Raw genomic sequence first — 15,197 nt, forward strand, 5'->3', positions numbered from 1 at the left:
ACGGCTTATCGAGCGCACCCGCGAGATGTGTGGCGGAGCGGTTTGTCGTGACCAGAAAATCTAGCCGCGCCAGAACCGCCGCGAGGCCGAGGTAATCGCCTATATGCCCAGACAGATCCGTTACCAGATAGCTGTCCCCGGTGAGGTAAATTCAGGATTGTCCTTGTTGTTGCGCAAATTGTAAAAACTGACCGGATCCAGATCGAGTTTCAACTTTAGCAATTGCGCCGCTGTGGGTAAGCCGAACCAAGTAGAGTTGTTTGTCCTGCGAAATGCCGATCTGAATATAGAAGACGAAGTATTTGAGTGGACACCGCTTCAAGTTGCCGAAGTGTTCGGTCATCAAGAAGCTGCTGAAATTCTCAAGGAAAAGGGGGCCGTGTATTCCTCTGACAACTTGAAAGCGTTTCAGGACTTGGTTGGTTCAGCGGATAACCCGTCAGAAAAACGTCTGCAGGCAAAGAATTATGCCTCTACCCGGAACAACCTGCTTCTTTTTGCGGCTGAAATTAACGATCCCGACATGGTGGAACAGCTGATTTCTTTGGGTGCGAATCCTCTGTATTCCAGCAACAATGGTTGGACACCATTGATGTATGCCGCCATGCAGCGGGGCGTCGCGTCCGATGTAACAGCCACAATCGAAGTCTTATCGAAATTCGTGGAGTCGCCGCGAAGCTATTTCAGACTGGAAGACGCCGAAGGAAATACGCCTTTGCTGATTGCCTTGTCCATGAATGTTTCCAGGGGTGTTGTTGAGGCGCTTGTCAACAAAGGTGGCGTTCCTGAAAATCCAAACAAGTTCGGTTTTTCAACAAAAAAATGCCAATCCCGATTTGTTGCCGGAAAATAGTGTTTCACCCTCGCGGTTCCCTTCATTGGCGATACAAGCGCGTCCAGGTGTTCAAAGCCTGTTGCAACCGGATATGTCGATCGACAGTTGGAAACAGATCCAAATCGAATTGAAAAAATATGATCTGTACCAAGGGAAGATAGACGGAATACCGGGAAGCGGAACTCGGGCCGGGCTTTAGCATATCATCGCACAATGAGTGATGTTTATAGGGAAATAGGATTAAACTTTTGCTCTGCTGCCGCTGATTTGATTGCAGACGACGAGTACATGCAAAAGGCTCCGCAAAACTCCCCTCATGCCTATGTTCGAAATGAAATTTCCCAACAAGGGATGAATGGACGATTGAAAATTACATTGCCCTTTGGCTCTGTAATCTACGCTAAGAAGGATGGTTCGCGACGAATTGAAAGCCTGCGCCAAACCAGTGCGCAACTTGGGTCGGCAACTTATGTTTGTGGCTACAGAAGAGTAGAGGAGCCTGAAGTTGGACCGAGCCTGAGGCTTATCTCTTTCCGTGTTGGCGAGCAGCACCAATATGTTTTTTTATGGAAAGAATGTTCGAATGTCTTCGAATTTGAAATAGTGCATGGGCGCGATACGGTGCTTCGTGAAGACACTTTCGAAAACAAGGTGTTAGGGCTTTCGTCCGCCGGAAAGCAAAGTGTAATTTGGGCTGATCTGTGACGGCTTGCCCTGATGTCCTTTTATAGGATCAACGGATTTTCTTCGATATCTACGGTGGCAGGCACGTTTCATTTCAATTGGCTCGGTCGGTATTTTGGTCCGAAGGCTGATGCGACGCAAAAAAACTCCGCAAGGCCTGCGCCAACAAGGGTGTAGTCATGCGGTGCATTTACGCCCTATCTGGCTTTGCCGGAGCCACGTAAGGCAGACGTGCCCGCGCCTTGGTGTCTGCCGCCCCTGCGTTGCGGATGTAGCGTTCACCATCATCGTGGCGCACTGTATGAACATATGTCGGATCCCCGCCTGTCACGTTGTGAATTGCAAGCCTGCGAACTTGGCTGGCGCGAATGGCTCTTTTTAGTTCCTCCGGATTCCAACCATCGAACAGGATAGCCTCAAGTTCGGCCCGGGTCTCGGCGCAGTCAGGATCGTTTGCGCGGTTTCTCACTTCGGTGGGATCTTCGTCGATATTATAGAGCAATGTGTCTTCACCTTCGAGCCACATGAGCTTCCACGGCCCTTTTTTAACCATTCGGCTGGGGCCGGTTGAGCCATCGGCCGCAAATTCCGAGATCGCGACATCCGACAGAGTGGATGTGTCTCCGTTCAAGGCAGGCACCAGGGATTGACCGTCTATGGGGGACGCAAAATCCTGGAACGTGCCGTCAGCGGCAAGGTCTGTGAGTGTTGGTAGAAGATCGACCAGTGAGATGTTTTCTTTCACCTGCGCTGGTTTGAACCGATCTGGCGCGAAGACAATGAAAGGTACACTGGCGGCCCATTCAAAAAAGTGTTGTTTGAACCACATGCCACGCTCGCCCATCATCTCACCATGATCGGCGGTCAGGATGATGATGGTGTTTTCCATCTGGCCCGTCTTTTCCAGAACTTCCACAAGGTGGCCGACTTTTTCGTCGATGTACGAGATCATGCCGTAATACCCATGGCGCGCCATTCGACGGTCTTCGGGGGTGACGGTAAATTCGTGGCGCGACTGGCAATAATGCAAGTTGCGGCTGAGGTGATCCATCTCGTTTAGCTCAAGTGGTGGTACAGCGGGATACTCGATCTCATCATGGTCATAGAGATCCCAGTATTCCTGGCCGATCACGAACGGAGAGTGTGGTGAAGTAAAGGAAACGGTCAACATAAAGGGCCGGTCATCGCCCGTGCGCGCCAGGTCATACAGCGCCTGAATACCGTGATATTCGACCTCGTCATCGTAATCCATCTGCATGGTGCGCACCGCCGGGCCGCTTTCTAGAATGGGTGCCATAGTCAAGTTCGTGGGCTTGTATTCACGCCCTTTGGACCAATCCACGGTCCAGGCAAAGTTCGCCGGGTAGATTTCTGTCGTATGGCGTTTGTCATATCCATGCAGCTGATCGGGGCCGACAAAGTGCATCTTGCCCGACATTTCAACCCGGTAATCCTTGCTGCGCAAGTAATGGGCAAATGTTGGAATATCGGCGTGGAATTCGCTGGCATTGTCATACATGCCAATGGAGAAGGGCAGCTTTCCGGCGTGCATCGACGCGCGGGACGGACCGCACATGGGCAGGTTGCAATAGCAGTTTTCAAACACGACACCTGCCTGCGCAAGGCGGTCGATGTTTGGTGCTTTCACCGTCTTGTTTCCGTATGCTTTCAACGCATTTGCTGCAAGCTGGTCGGCCTGAATAAAAAGGATGTTCGGACGTGCCATTGTGGGTTCCCAAATGTGAAAGAAATTTGTCCCGGGCGGCCAAGGGGAGGAGCGGCCGCCCGGGACGCCGAGCTGCTTATTGAATTACCATTCCCAGCTTTTCGGCGGTGTCACTGAAGGTTTTGACCTGACCCTCGACAAACGACTTTGTTTCGTCTGGCGACAGAACAATAGGGACCGAGCCCAGCTTTTCAGTCGTATCAACCCAGCTTTCATCGGCGGAAATTGCGCCAAGCACTTCGACCCATTTTGCGACAACGTCCTCCGGCAGATCCTTCGGGCCCCATACGCCTGTCCAACCGACGACATTTTCCAGATTTGGATGACCAAGCTCCTGCGCGGTCGGGGTGTCCGGTATGGCCGAGAACCGTTCAGGTGTGGTTGTCAGCAACGGTCGAATTTGATCGCTCTCAATTGCGCCGGACAGGCCTGAAAGGTTGTGAAAGATCAGATCGGCGTGCCCGCCAACAACGGCGGCCGTCGCCTTGCCGCCCCCTTTGAAGGGCACATGGATCAGGGCCTCGGAATCTACACCAAGATCATCCAGCATGATCAACATTGCCATATGCAACAGAGTGCCAACACCGGCAGACGCATAAGAAAGGCGCTCTCCCCCCTCAATCGCTGCTTTCAGTTCGTCAAAGTTTTGGTACGGCGAGTCCGCACTTACACCCAGAACAAACGGGTTCTTCTCGATCAGGCCGAGAAAGGTAAAGTCGTCCCACTTGTACGGTATTGTGCGGTTGATCGCAGGAACCGTGGCCTGAGAGCCCACGCGCGCCATAAGCAAAGTGTAGCCGTCCGGGCGAGATTTTGCGACCTGAGTTGAGCCAACGACCCCGCCAGCGCCGGTTTTGTTGACGACCAGAATGTTCTCACCCAGATATTCGGGGGCTTCTGTACTCATAGTGCGAGCGGCCAGATCAGCGGCACCGCCGGGGCCGTATGGAACGACCAAAGTTACTGGTTTGCTTGGATATTCCTGCGCAGATGCCACAGTTGGCATAGCGAGCAGTGCAAGGCTGCTCAGCGTAGCGACTACTGTATTTTTCAGTTTCATTTTATAGCGTCTCCCTGAATCGGATGGGTTCACCATAATAAATTACTTGCAGTAAGTAAATAAATAAGTCAAAGTGAAATGGGAGGCTCAAAATGGCAGGTTCATCACTGGAAGAAATCGGACGCGGAAACCGGCAACGGGTTCTGAGTGAGATTCTAGGGTCGGGAACAATTTCCCGGTCACAAATTGCCGACAATCTGGAATTGAACGCAGCAAGCGTGTCCCGGATCACGCGCGAACTTATCGAGGCGCGCCTGGTGCAGGAGGTCGGCGATGCCAAATCCGAGGGGCGGCGGGGCCCGCGCACCAAGAGACTGTCTGTCGACCACACTGGCGGGTACGTTATCGGAATAGGTATCAACGCCTATCAGCAGGTCGTTACTCTGGCTGATCTTTCAAACAACAGAATTGCGTCCTGGGATGCCCGTGGTGAAGGCCTGTCTGAAGGTAAAGGCTTTCTGAAGAAGTGCTGTGATCAGGCCCGAAAGCTCATTGAACAGCATGTTCCTGACAAAGACAGGCTGTTTGGCGTCGGGCTTACGATTGCAGGAAATCTGGACAAGGCACGTGGTGCCGTCATCTCGGCCCCGACACTTGGATGGGATGACGAAGTCGGCGTTCGGGATTTGGTCCAGAAAGAGCTTGGAGTTCCAGTTGCGCTGGAAACGCCAAGCGCTGCAATCTGCCAATCCGAGGCCGCATTCGGGGCCGCACGAAACATTGAAAACGTCGTGGTGATCTACTGCGCGCTTGGCTTTGGTATCGGGCTTCAGATCAATGGGCAGCCCTACAGTGGGATCAGTCGGGTCGGTGGTGTTCTGACCGAAGCCAAGATCACCGACGGGTTGGGGTCCAACCTGCCCGTGGCGTTGACAGATTTGTGCGGCGGCAAAGCGCTGTTGCAGCAATTGCTTTCTGAGGACGTTTTCAATTCTCTTTCTGATCGGGATAGGGCGCGAAAAATCTGGGAGGTCGTTTCGGGGGCGGACGAAACGGATGGCGATTACAGATCGGTTTTGGAAGAATTTGGCGCGCGCGCAGCGAACTGCTTTTCGCTCAGCTTGACGGTATTGCAGCCAGAACTGGTGTTGCTGGCGGGGCCACTGGCCCAATCACCCATCTATCTCGAAGCGTTTCGCAAGCAGATCGACACCCTCAAGTCGGATCTGCAGCAACCAATCAAGATCAAATCCAGCGAGATGACGCATATGGGCGCGGCCCGGCTGTTATCGCTCAGCGAAAACATCGCAAACGCTGAGTTGGATTTGAATCTGCTGAAGGGAGGAAACTGACCGTGGAGCCATCAAAACGGAGGGATTTTTTCGCGGGGGCACTGTTCCTGATCCTTGGAATTCTGACAATCGTAATACTCATACCGTCTGGGGTGGATTCTCCGGGCAATGTCGAGATCTCGGCGTTGTCACCCGAGTTCTGGCCTCGTGTCATTGCTTTTGCCGTTGTGTTTGTCGCGCTGAGTTTGGTGGCGGAATCATACCTCCTCAAAACGCCCGAGGTTGATGCGGATGAGGACGCAGAAGCAGATGCAATCTACAAGTTGGACACTCTGCCGGGAACGCTGCGAACGGTAATTCTGATCTTTGCGCTTTTTCTGTTTTACTTTGCGCTTACGACGCTGGGCGTTGTTGCCAGCTCGATCGTTTTGATGCTTGCCATGATGCTCTTTTTTGGTGAGCGTAAATGGTACTACATCGTTCCGATCAGCATCCTTCTTCCCATTCTTCTTTACCTGTTCTTTTTGCACGTCGCAGGTGTGCCAATGCCCCTTGGCGTATTCGAAACGTTAAGCTGAGGAGGAGCTGAGCATGATCGAGAATATTTCCACAGCCTTTCAGCTTTTCCTGAGTTTGGAAAACATACTGGTGATCGGCATCGGAGTTCTGATTGGAACTATCATTGGTGCTATACCCGGGATGACGACACCGATGGGCGTGGCTCTGGCGCTGCCGTTTACGTTTACGATGCAACCTGTGACCGGCATCCTGCTGTTGCTTGGAGTGTATAAGGGCGGTCTTTATGGCGGGTCTTTAACGGCAATTCTCATCAAGACGCCCGGTACCCCGGCGGCGTCCTGTACCATTTTGGATGGTTACCCGCTTGCACAGAAGGGGCAGGCACGAAAGGCGTTGGACATAGCGCTTTATGCATCTTGTGTGGCTGATCTGATCTCGAACGTAGCGCTGATCATGTTTGCCGGTTTTCTGGCGACATTCGCATTGCGTTTTGGTCCGCCGGAGTTTTTCACGCTGATCGTCTTTTCCCTGACAATCATCGCAGGTGTTGCAGGGCCCAGCTTGACCAAAGGTATCCTGTCGGCTTGCTTGGGTCTTATGTTGGCCACTGTTGGGCTTGATCTGATCTATGGCACGAACCGGTTCATCTTTGGAAATTACGAGCTGATGTCCGGCTTGAACTTTATTCCCGTTCTGATCGGCCTGTTCGCAATCCCCGAAATATTGGATCGCGCGACGCGACGCGCAAGGCCACCTGGGGCACAGCGTCAGGAACTGGGGAGCGGTGCAAGCTTTGCCGATTTCCGCAAGACGCTGAAATCGGTTGTCCGCGGCAGTTTCATCGGTGTGGTATTGGGGGCCATTCCCGGTATCGGTGGTGCCCCGGCGGCTTTTCTAAGCTATAGCGAAGCGCGCAGAAACTCGAAAAACCCCGAAAACTTCGGCAAGGGCGAGCCTGAGGGCGTCGCGGCGGCCGAGGCCGGGAACAATGGTGTGGCCGGGGCGACAATGATCCCGCTGCTGGCTTTGGGCGTGCCCGGTGACGTGATCACGGCAGTAATTCTGGGCGCATTCATGATCCATGGGTTGCGTCCGGGCCCAATTCTTTTTGCAGAGAACCTGCCAATGATCTATGCGCTGTTCATGGGTATCCTGCTCAGCTCGGCCTATTTATTCATCGTGGGCAAGGTCGCGATCAAGACCTTCAGCCGCGTCGCGCTGATCCCCAATCGCATTTTGTACCCGATCGTGTTTACACTGTGTGTTTACGGGGCCTATGCGGTGAACAATAACCTGTTCGATATCTTGGTAATGCTGTGCATGGGGTTGGTTGGGTTCGCGATGATGCGGCTCGACATCCCGGTCGCGCCGTTTTTGATCGCTTTCGTTCTGGGGCCGCTACTTGAGGACAACTTCCGTCAGTCATTGCTGTTGTCTGATGGGAGCCTTTCCATTTTTGTCAGAAACGCGATTTGCTGGCTGTTCTGGCTGCTGACCGCATTGTCGATCTTTGTGCTGATCCGATCCCGCATTCGTGCCTCACGCACAGGGCAGGCATCGGTTCTGACCACTGGCGGATAATCCCGAGATACAAGGAAGACACTATGGTTAGCGCGGGAAAGGTCGGTCTGGGCCGCTTTGTATACAGCTTTGCGGTGATCTCGGACACCCATGTCAATCCAGACGAAGATCGCTGCAATTCACCCTTTCCCGTGAACGCGCGCGCTAATCGACGATTTCGTTATGTTGTCGCGGATATCAACCGCAGAGAGGTGGACTTTGTTGTCCATCTCGGTGATCTGCTTCACCCCGTGCCTGAGACCGGAGAGCTGTTTGCGCAGGCCGCCGAAGCTTACCGCGCAATTGTGTCGGACTTGACGATGCCAATCCATGTGCTGCCGGGAAACCACGACATCGGCGACACGCCAATCAGTGGCGGGCCAGCAAGCCCCACCACGCCCAAAATGATCGAAGCGTGGGAAAAGGAGTTTGGTGCCCAATACCACAGCTTCGAAAAGGGTGGAGTTCGGTTTCTTCTGCTGAACGCGCAATTGATCAATTCCGGGCTGCAGGACGAGGTGGATCAAAGACGTTGGGTCGAAAATGAGCTTGCCGCGGCGCAAGGGCAGCGGGTCATGCTCATGCTGCACCATCCGGCCTACCTGTGTTATCCCGACGAACTTGATCACTATGACAATACTGATCAGCCGGGTAGGGGATGGCTGTTGGGGCTGCTCGAAAAGCATGGGATCGAGGCCATGTTTTCAGGCCACGCTCACAACTTCTGGTACGATCGTTATGGCGAGACGGATTTTTACCTTGCGCCAGCGACCAGCTTTGTCCGGCAGGACTATTCAGAAATGCTGCGGGCAGTCCCGCCGGAAGGCAGTGAATTCGGGCGCAATGACGCTGCCAAACTGGGCTATTTTGTAGTGAATGTTTATGAAAACGGCCACGTCACGAAGTTTGTGCGTACCAACGGAACAGAGCTGACCCCCGGTGAAAAGCCAACCGGAGATCTGCAGCACTTGGCCCCTGACCCAAGGGAAAATACCCGGCCGCTGATAGGCTTTGATCTTCGTAAGAATTGGGCAGAAATTTCAGAGGTGCCCCCCAGCGGTGGTTTGGACGAATTCGACCGCAAACTGGTCCGCAATGACTATCATCTTCTGGCGCTGCAAGAGATGGGCGTCCGGGACGTGCGCCTGCCTCTGCAGGATCTTCTGGACCCTGTACGCCGCGCCCGGCTTGGTATTTTGCAACATCTCGGATTTCGCATCACGTTGTTTGGCTACAGTATTCCTGAAAACCACCTGGATCTGATCGCATCCGTCGCTGACACACTGACCGATTGGGAGATCACCTTGAATTGGCGTGATGTCGAGAGATCTGTTGATGCATTGTCTGACGCTCACGAGAAAACCGGCTTGCCGATCTACATTTCCCGGATGCGCACAAAGGAAGAGGTCAAAGCGGAAGGTACGTACTTTCATGTGATCAATCACGGGTTCGATACACAGGACAGTAACCAGATGGAAATCCTCGCATCCCTTCCGAATTCCTGCGGAAATGCGGGTGCCGTGTTCCGGCTGGGCAACAACGAGCCGGTTGTAGATCGGTTAGAAGCCGCAGATCGGGCGGTCATGCCCTACGGCTTGAAAGCATCGGTACATCTGCGCGTTGCCGGAGACAACCCTGCCATTCCCCACAAGGATGATGACGCGACCAACGCCCGGGTCCTTGAAGCAATGGAGACCCGCGCAAGGCTCAAAAACACGCGGGTATTTTGCGATACCCTTGCCGATGTTGATCGTGGTTACTTTGTCCGCAACGGTGCGATTGATCGATGCAACAACCCGCGCCCCCTTTTGGAAATCGTCCGTGCGCGTCATGTCGGCAAAATTTGAACGCGCATACGGCTGGCAATGCAGCTGCGCTTATTCAAACCTACCTGCCGTTCGGATCAAACAAAAAACCGTTTCAGTTGGACTGGCATTGGACCAACTCGAGCGTGCCTTTACCTTGCAATTCAACCAAACCCATCGACTTGCCGCGAAAATTGCCCTGGATCAGACACCATACAGGGTCGCTGACAAGGACACCGGAGGGCTCTGCTTCTTCCACAATTCTCGACGCGACATTCACCGTATCGCCCCATAAAAAAAATACAAACTGCTTGCGACCAATGACTCCAGCGACCACGGGACTCATACGAATTCCAGCGCGCAGATCCCGCGTCGCCCCAATGTTTTTGATCGCCGGTATCATCTCTAATCCTGCACGCACGCTCGCCTCAGCCGGGCTTTCAACCTATTGTAATAGCCCGGCAGTTGCCATGTACGCATCGCCAATGGGTTTGATTTTCTCTAACCCAAGGCGGGCGGTGATTTGCTCACAGGTATTCACCAAATCCTGCAGATGAGACACCACTTCTTCCGGTGCATGCCTGTCGCAATATTCGGTAAATCCGACCACATCGCAAAACAAAACCACGACATCTTAGAAACGTTTTGGACACACTGTGTTGGTTGATCCCTCAGACATTTCTTCTCCAGGCTTGCAGAAATTCTGGCCCGCAAAAGTACCGAGTTAAAGGGTTTGGGCAAGTGGTCTGCTGCACCAAGTTTTATGCAGCGCATCACGCTTTCGATCTCATCCACCGCCGAGACTATTATGACGGGTATGTCCCGCAGGGCCATGTCCGACTTCATGCATTCCAGTGTTTCGAACCCGTTCATGCCGGGCATCATGAAATCCGGAAGAACCAAATCAAATGAAGCCTTGGCCAGTATTCCTAGCGCTTCGTGCCCATCGCAGGCTTCAACAAGATTGGTATACCCTTCGCGCTTCAGGCACCGGGTACCTTGCGGTAAACGAGAGGCAGGACCGGGATATGCAGCGCTGTCACTTATCCTGAGGCAGCCGGATAATTGCCATTTTATCCTGTGTCATGTCGTGCATCGTGTATCCGATCCCGCCGGTGTTGTAACCGGATTGGCGGCGGCCTGCGAAGGGCATCCAGTCAACCCGAAAGGCCGTATGGTCATTGACCATGACCGCCGTGGCATCCAGCGTGCGTACCGCCGTCAGCGCGCGGTCAAGTGACCGGGTGAAAACCGCCGACTGGAAGGCGAAAGGCAATGCGTTCGCCGCCTCAACCGCGCCATCGAAAGTGTCATAGCCATACACACAGACAACGGGTCCGAAGATTTCCAGCGTCGAGACTTTGGCATCCGCCGGAGGGTTGAGCAATACGGTGGGCGCGTAGGTTGTCGACCCCAACCGCTTGCCTCCGGTCAGAACGCGTGCGCCGCCAGCGATTGCCTCGTCCACCCATTCTGCGACCCTGTCCACTTCGCCCGGACGGATCAGAGGGCCGCAATCAACCGTTTCATCAGTGGCGTTACCAACTTTTAGCTGAGACGCGGCTTTGGCCAGCTGCGTGGCGACCTCTTCGGCCATATCCATTGGCGCAAAGACCCGCTGTGTCGAAACACAAACCTGCCCGGAATGGTAAAACCCGCCTTTTGACAATACCGGGATCATCGTATCCAGATCGGCATCTGTGTCCACAATCACCGGCGCGGCACCGCCATGTTCCAATGCGCAGCGTGTACCCGGTGCCAGTTTGGACCGCAGCATCCATCCCACACGGGCTGATCCGATGAAGGTAAAGAAAGCCGTGCGCGGGTCGGTGATCAACTGTTCCGCCACCGCATTGTCGCAGGCGACAAAATGACAGAAATCCTGCGGCAGGCCAGCCTCGTGCAGCATGTCGACAAAGACCTTGCAGGACAGTGGCGTGTCGAGGGCCGGCTTCACCAGCACCGGGCACCCGGTTGCCACAGCAGGGGCGACCTGATGCACAATCAGGTTCAGCGGGTGATTGAACGCGCTGGCGGCCACAACCACCCCGATGGGTTCGCGGGTCGTAAATGCTAAGCGCCCGGCTCCGGCGGCGGTCAGGTCCATCGGGATTTCGCGCCCGGACATCTGCCCGATCTCGTGGATACACAAGCCCACCCCATCTATGGCGCGCGTCACCTCGACCCGCGCGTCAATCAAGGGTTTGCCACCTTCATCGGCGATCAGATACGCCAATTCGTCGAACCGATCCCGCATCAGAGCAGCGGTTTTTTCCAGAATTTCAATCCTTCGATAACCGGGAAACCACGCGGACCTGTCCCGGAACAGAGAGTGAGCGCGATCCAGCATCGACTCGACCTCGTCCCATGACCGCAAATCAATCGCGCCTATTTTCTCAAGGCTGAATGGGTTCACGACATCCAGGCTGGTACTCATATCAGGCACACCTTGGCTTCCAGTTCTTCGATCAGGACGCGCTGGTTTTCGCTGTAATCGACAGGCACGTCGATCAGATACACGCCACCCGCTGCAAAGGCGGCCTCGAAGGTCGGAACCAAGTCTTCTGTGCTTTCGACGCGGTGGCCGGTTGCACCATAGCTGTTGGCGTATTGCACAAAATCGGGATTGTTGAACTCCAACCCCCAGTCGTCAAATCCTGCATGAGCCTGTTTCCAGCGGATCATTCCGTAAGAGCTGTCATTCAGCACGGTCACCACCAGGTTCAAACCCAGCCGCACGGCGGTTTCCAGTTCCTGGCTGTTCATCATGAATCCACCATCGCCACAGATCGCCATGACCCGGCGGTCAGGATACTGCATCGCGGCCATCATCGCCGAGGGCAACCCTGCGCCCATCGTCGCCAGCGCGTTGTCCAGCAAAACAGTGTTGGGTTCATAAGCTTTATAGTTGCGGGCATACCAGATTTTGTAGATGCCGTTGTCCAGCGCGATTATATCGCTGTCACCCATCACCTTGCGGGTGTCGGCAACGATACGCTGCGGGATGATCGGAAAGCGTGGGTCATCGGCACCTTCGGATGTGTGTTTTTCCGTTTCCTCGCGCACAAGCCGGAAATAACTGTCATCGAATTCCAACGGACCGTCGAGGATTTCGGCCAGGCGTGTGATCGACTTGGCCAGATCGCCGACAACCTCGATCTGCGGGAAATAGACCTGATCGACCTGCGCGGCCTTGTAGTTCACATGGATCACCTTGGTGCCGCCCTCTTCCATGAAGAAAGGCGGTTTTTCCACGACATCATGGCCGACATTGATGATAAGGTCGGCTCGGTCGATGGCGCAGTGCAGATAATCGCCATCGCTCAGCGCAGCCGTGCCCATGAACAGCTCAGACCGTTCATCAATGACACCTTTGCCCATTTGTGTGTCAAAGAACGGGATCTGAGTGTCTGCCACAAACCGGCTGAGCGCTTTGCGCGCGTCTTTACGATTGGCCCCGGCGCCCAACAAAAGCAGGGGCATCTTTGCCGATCGGATCAGTTCAGCGGCTTCCTGCAAAACCGTATGGTCCGCTACAGCATAATGGCGCGGATGAGGTTGCAGAACCGGGGCATCGGTGGCTTCAGCTGCAATATCTTCGGGCAGTTCCAGCAATACCGCGCCCGGGCGCTCTTCCTCGGCCACGCGGAACGCCTCGCGGATCAGGGCAGGGATCGTGTTGCCATGCACGATCTGCTTGGACATCTTGCAGATCGGGTCAAACAGACCGACCACATCGATGATCTGGAATTGCCCCTGTTTGGATTTCTTGATCGGCTTTTGCCCGGTGATCATAATCAGGGGCATCCCCCCCAAATGAGCGTATGCAGCCGGAGTTGCGAAGTTTGTCGCCCCCGGCCCCAGGGTCGCCATGCACACACCCGCCTTGCCGGTCAAACGGCCATAGGTGGCCGCCATAAAGGCCGCGCCCTGTTCGTGGCGCGTCAACACCAATTCGATGGACGACGTGCGCAGCGACTCAAGAACATCAAGGTTTTCTTCGCCGGGTACGGCAAAAACCCGGGTGACCCCTTCGGCTTCGAGGGCGGCAACTAGCAGGTCAGAGGCTTTGGTCGGAGTAGATTTGGCAGACATGGAAACACTCACCTAAATGGGGTTTGAATGGAACTATAGACAGCAATTGCGGATTATTCAGCCGCCGCCACTTGTTGCGGTTCGGGATAAAGTTCGCTCATCGGCAGAGAGCGTCCGTTTTCCAATACAAGCCGTGCGTGGTGCCGCCTGAGAAGTCGGGGTTCAGCCACACCGCAGCTATGGGCAATAATGCCGATCTCTTTCTTCATGTTCATAGCATAGCTGGCTACGCGTTCCGATTTATTGGCCGGGTCCAACCCGAATTGCAGCTTGCGATTGTGGGTCGTGATCCCGGTTGGGCAAGTGTTCTTGTTGCATTGCAATGCCTGAATGCAGCCCAGGGCAAACATGAACCCGCGGGCCGAGTTGACAAAATCGGCCCCCGCGCAATAGGCCCAGGCCACTTCGGACGGGTTGATCATCTTGCCGCTGGCGCAGACCTTGACCCGGTCGCGCAGACCATGCGCCTTCAGCACATCGATGACCAAAGGCAAGCTTTCGCGTATCGGCATGCCCATATTGTCAATCAGGCTCATGGGGGCTGCGCCCGTGCCACCATCCGCGCTGTCGATGGTCACGAAATCCGGGGCGCTTTCAACACCGCGCCGCAGAATTGCAGCACAGAGGTCTTCAAAGAAGCCTTGCGCGCCGATCACCGCCTTGAAGCCCACCGGCTTGCCAGTAACTTCCCGCACAAAGGCGATCATGTTCAGCAGATCGTCAACGCTATCGATATCGGGATGCCGGTTGGGGCTGATCGCGTCTTGCCCGGGTTTGATCCCCCGGATTGCGGCAATCTCTTCGGTGACTTTGACGCCGGGCAGAATACCGCCTTTGCCGGGTTTTGCCCCCTGGCTGAGCTTAATCTCGAACATCTTGACGGCATCATGCGCCGCAACTTCGCGCAGCTTGTCCTCGTCAAACCCGCCTTCGGGTTTACGAACGCCGAATTTGCCAGTTCCGATCTGAAAGACGATGTCGGCGCCGCCTTCCAGATGGTACGGCGACAGCCCGCCTTCGCCCGTGTTCATCCAGATCCCGGCCTTTTTTGCACCCAAAGACAGGGCCCGCACCGCCGGGATTGAGATGGCTCCGTAACTCATGCCCGAGATGTTGAAAATCGAACTGGTCTTATAAGGATGGCGCGCAAAAGGCCCGATTTCGACCTCGGCGGGTTCCTCGGCATCTTTCTCCAACGTTGGAAAGGGACAGTTGGCGAAGAACACAGTTCCCGACGGCTTCAAATCCCGGCTTGACCCGAAGGCGACAGTGGAATCCACATCCTTGGCTGCCCGGTAAACCCAGGAACGCTCCGCCCGGTTGAACGGCATCTCCTCTCGGTCCAGTGCAAAGAAATACTGCCGCAGAAACTCACCGACATGTTCGAACCCGTAACGAAACCGCGCAATGACCGGGTAGTTGCGGCGCAGCGTGCTTTCGGTTTGCGTCCGGTCGCGAACATACAAAACCACAACCCAAAGCGCCGCAAGGCCGACACAAAGGACAAACGAGTACGTAAGTATTTCAAGTAATTGAAATGCTGCTCCGGAAAACTCTGCCATATTCATGTCGAAGCCGGCTCCTGTAGTTGTTTCACTGACCTGCTTTGCCGCGAGGTAACCTCACGCAGCGTTCACAACACTTAAAGGCGCCGATCCGAGTGAACTAGTAAGCCTGCGCG

The 15,197-nt window shown here is 54.8% G+C and carries 12 protein-coding genes and 1 pseudogene; 6 read left to right on the forward strand and 7 right to left on the reverse strand.

Going from position 1 to position 15,197, the window contains the following annotated elements:
* The first annotated feature begins 232 nt into the window (after positions 1–232).
* Positions 233–853 (forward strand): ankyrin repeat domain-containing protein, encoded by a 621-nt coding sequence (locus AB1A64_RS15530; protein WP_366552233.1) that lies wholly within the window; start codon positions 233–235, stop codon positions 851–853.
* 195 nt (positions 854–1,048) lie between these two features.
* The gene (locus AB1A64_RS15535; protein ID WP_366552234.1) at positions 1,049–1,540 is read left to right on the forward strand and encodes a hypothetical protein; all 492 of its coding nucleotides are present in this window, start codon (positions 1,049–1,051) and stop codon (positions 1,538–1,540) included.
* A gap of 169 nt (positions 1,541–1,709) precedes the next feature.
* Here the strand turns inward: AB1A64_RS15535 and betC are convergent, their stop codons facing one another.
* Both betC and AB1A64_RS15545 read right to left on the reverse strand, forming a co-directional pair.
* Positions 1,710–3,245 carry a choline-sulfatase gene (gene betC / locus AB1A64_RS15540; RefSeq protein WP_366552235.1) on the reverse strand — a complete coding sequence of 512 codons (1,536 nt, stop codon included), beginning with the start codon at positions 3,243–3,245 and terminating at the stop codon, positions 1,710–1,712.
* Between the two features lie 76 nt (positions 3,246–3,321).
* Positions 3,322–4,305, reverse strand: coding sequence for a tripartite tricarboxylate transporter substrate binding protein (locus AB1A64_RS15545; protein WP_366552236.1), 984 nt, complete (start codon positions 4,303–4,305; stop codon positions 3,322–3,324).
* Between the two features lie 92 nt (positions 4,306–4,397).
* Between AB1A64_RS15545 and AB1A64_RS15550 the strand changes: the two genes are divergently transcribed.
* From AB1A64_RS15550 to AB1A64_RS15565, 4 genes are read left to right on the forward strand one after another with little or no spacing between them, the layout of a single operon-like run.
* The gene (locus tag AB1A64_RS15550; RefSeq protein ID WP_366552237.1) at positions 4,398–5,597 is read left to right on the forward strand and encodes an ROK family transcriptional regulator; all 1,200 of its coding nucleotides are present in this window, start codon (positions 4,398–4,400) and stop codon (positions 5,595–5,597) included.
* A 2-nt stretch (positions 5,598–5,599) separates the two neighbouring features.
* Positions 5,600–6,115, forward strand: a complete 516-nt coding sequence (locus AB1A64_RS15555; RefSeq protein ID WP_366552238.1) for a tripartite tricarboxylate transporter TctB family protein — start codon at positions 5,600–5,602, stop codon at positions 6,113–6,115.
* Between the two features lie 13 nt (positions 6,116–6,128).
* Complete coding sequence (locus tag AB1A64_RS15560; RefSeq protein ID WP_366552239.1) at positions 6,129–7,637, forward strand: tripartite tricarboxylate transporter permease; 1,509 nt, start codon at positions 6,129–6,131, stop codon at positions 7,635–7,637.
* A 23-nt stretch (positions 7,638–7,660) separates the two neighbouring features.
* Entirely contained in the window at positions 7,661–9,463 is a 1,803-nt protein-coding gene (locus AB1A64_RS15565) for a metallophosphoesterase (RefSeq protein ID WP_366552240.1), read from the forward strand.
* Positions 9,464–9,536: 73 nt separating this feature from the next.
* On the opposite strand, the pseudogene AB1A64_RS15570 reads toward AB1A64_RS15565, so the two are convergent.
* The 5 genes and pseudogenes from AB1A64_RS15570 to AB1A64_RS15590 all read right to left on the reverse strand — a co-directional run bounded on the left by AB1A64_RS15570 (position 9,537) and on the right by AB1A64_RS15590 (position 15,078).
* Positions 9,537–10,049 (reverse strand): annotated as a pseudogene (locus AB1A64_RS15570) (adenylate/guanylate cyclase domain-containing protein).
* The gene (locus AB1A64_RS15575) at positions 9,959–10,498 is read right to left on the reverse strand and encodes a response regulator (RefSeq protein WP_366552305.1); all 540 of its coding nucleotides are present in this window, start codon (positions 10,496–10,498) and stop codon (positions 9,959–9,961) included. Before AB1A64_RS15575 ends, AB1A64_RS15570 begins: the two are co-directional and overlap by 91 nt.
* Entirely contained in the window at positions 10,461–11,858 is a 1,398-nt protein-coding gene (locus tag AB1A64_RS15580) for an aldehyde dehydrogenase family protein (protein ID WP_366552241.1), read from the reverse strand. The genes AB1A64_RS15575 and AB1A64_RS15580 overlap by 38 nt, the downstream gene beginning before the upstream one ends.
* Positions 11,855–13,516 (reverse strand): acetolactate synthase large subunit, encoded by a 1,662-nt coding sequence (locus AB1A64_RS15585; RefSeq protein ID WP_366552242.1) that lies wholly within the window; start codon positions 13,514–13,516, stop codon positions 11,855–11,857. The genes AB1A64_RS15580 and AB1A64_RS15585 overlap by 4 nt, the downstream gene beginning before the upstream one ends.
* A gap of 53 nt (positions 13,517–13,569) precedes the next feature.
* Positions 13,570–15,078, reverse strand: a complete 1,509-nt coding sequence (locus AB1A64_RS15590) for an FMN-binding glutamate synthase family protein (protein WP_366552306.1) — start codon at positions 15,076–15,078, stop codon at positions 13,570–13,572.
* Positions 15,079–15,197: the final 119 nt, after the last annotated feature.

The sequence above is a fragment of the Ruegeria sp. ANG10 genome (assembly GCF_040705255.1).
In the GTDB taxonomy this organism is placed as follows: domain Bacteria; phylum Pseudomonadota; class Alphaproteobacteria; order Rhodobacterales; family Rhodobacteraceae; genus Ruegeria.

Excerpts from the sequence above, each read along its gene's own strand:
- AB1A64_RS15535 (WP_366552234.1), top strand. The coding sequence starts at position 1,049 with ATGAGTGATGTTTATAGGGAAATAGGATTAAACTTTTGCTCTGCTGCC.
- betC (WP_366552235.1), bottom strand. The coding sequence starts at position 3,245 with ATGGCACGTCCGAACATCCTTTTTATTCAGGCCGACCAGCTTGCAGCA.
- AB1A64_RS15545 (WP_366552236.1), bottom strand. The coding sequence starts at position 4,305 with ATGAAACTGAAAAATACAGTAGTCGCTACGCTGAGCAGCCTTGCACTG.
- AB1A64_RS15550 (WP_366552237.1), top strand. The coding sequence starts at position 4,398 with ATGGCAGGTTCATCACTGGAAGAAATCGGACGCGGAAACCGGCAACGG.
- AB1A64_RS15560 (WP_366552239.1), top strand. The coding sequence starts at position 6,129 with ATGATCGAGAATATTTCCACAGCCTTTCAGCTTTTCCTGAGTTTGGAA.
- AB1A64_RS15565 (WP_366552240.1), top strand. The coding sequence starts at position 7,661 with ATGGTTAGCGCGGGAAAGGTCGGTCTGGGCCGCTTTGTATACAGCTTT.
- AB1A64_RS15580 (WP_366552241.1), bottom strand. The coding sequence starts at position 11,858 with ATGAGTACCAGCCTGGATGTCGTGAACCCATTCAGCCTTGAGAAAATA.
- AB1A64_RS15585 (WP_366552242.1), bottom strand. The coding sequence starts at position 13,516 with ATGTCTGCCAAATCTACTCCGACCAAAGCCTCTGACCTGCTAGTTGCC.
- AB1A64_RS15590 (WP_366552306.1), bottom strand. The coding sequence starts at position 15,078 with ATGGCAGAGTTTTCCGGAGCAGCATTTCAATTACTTGAAATACTTACG.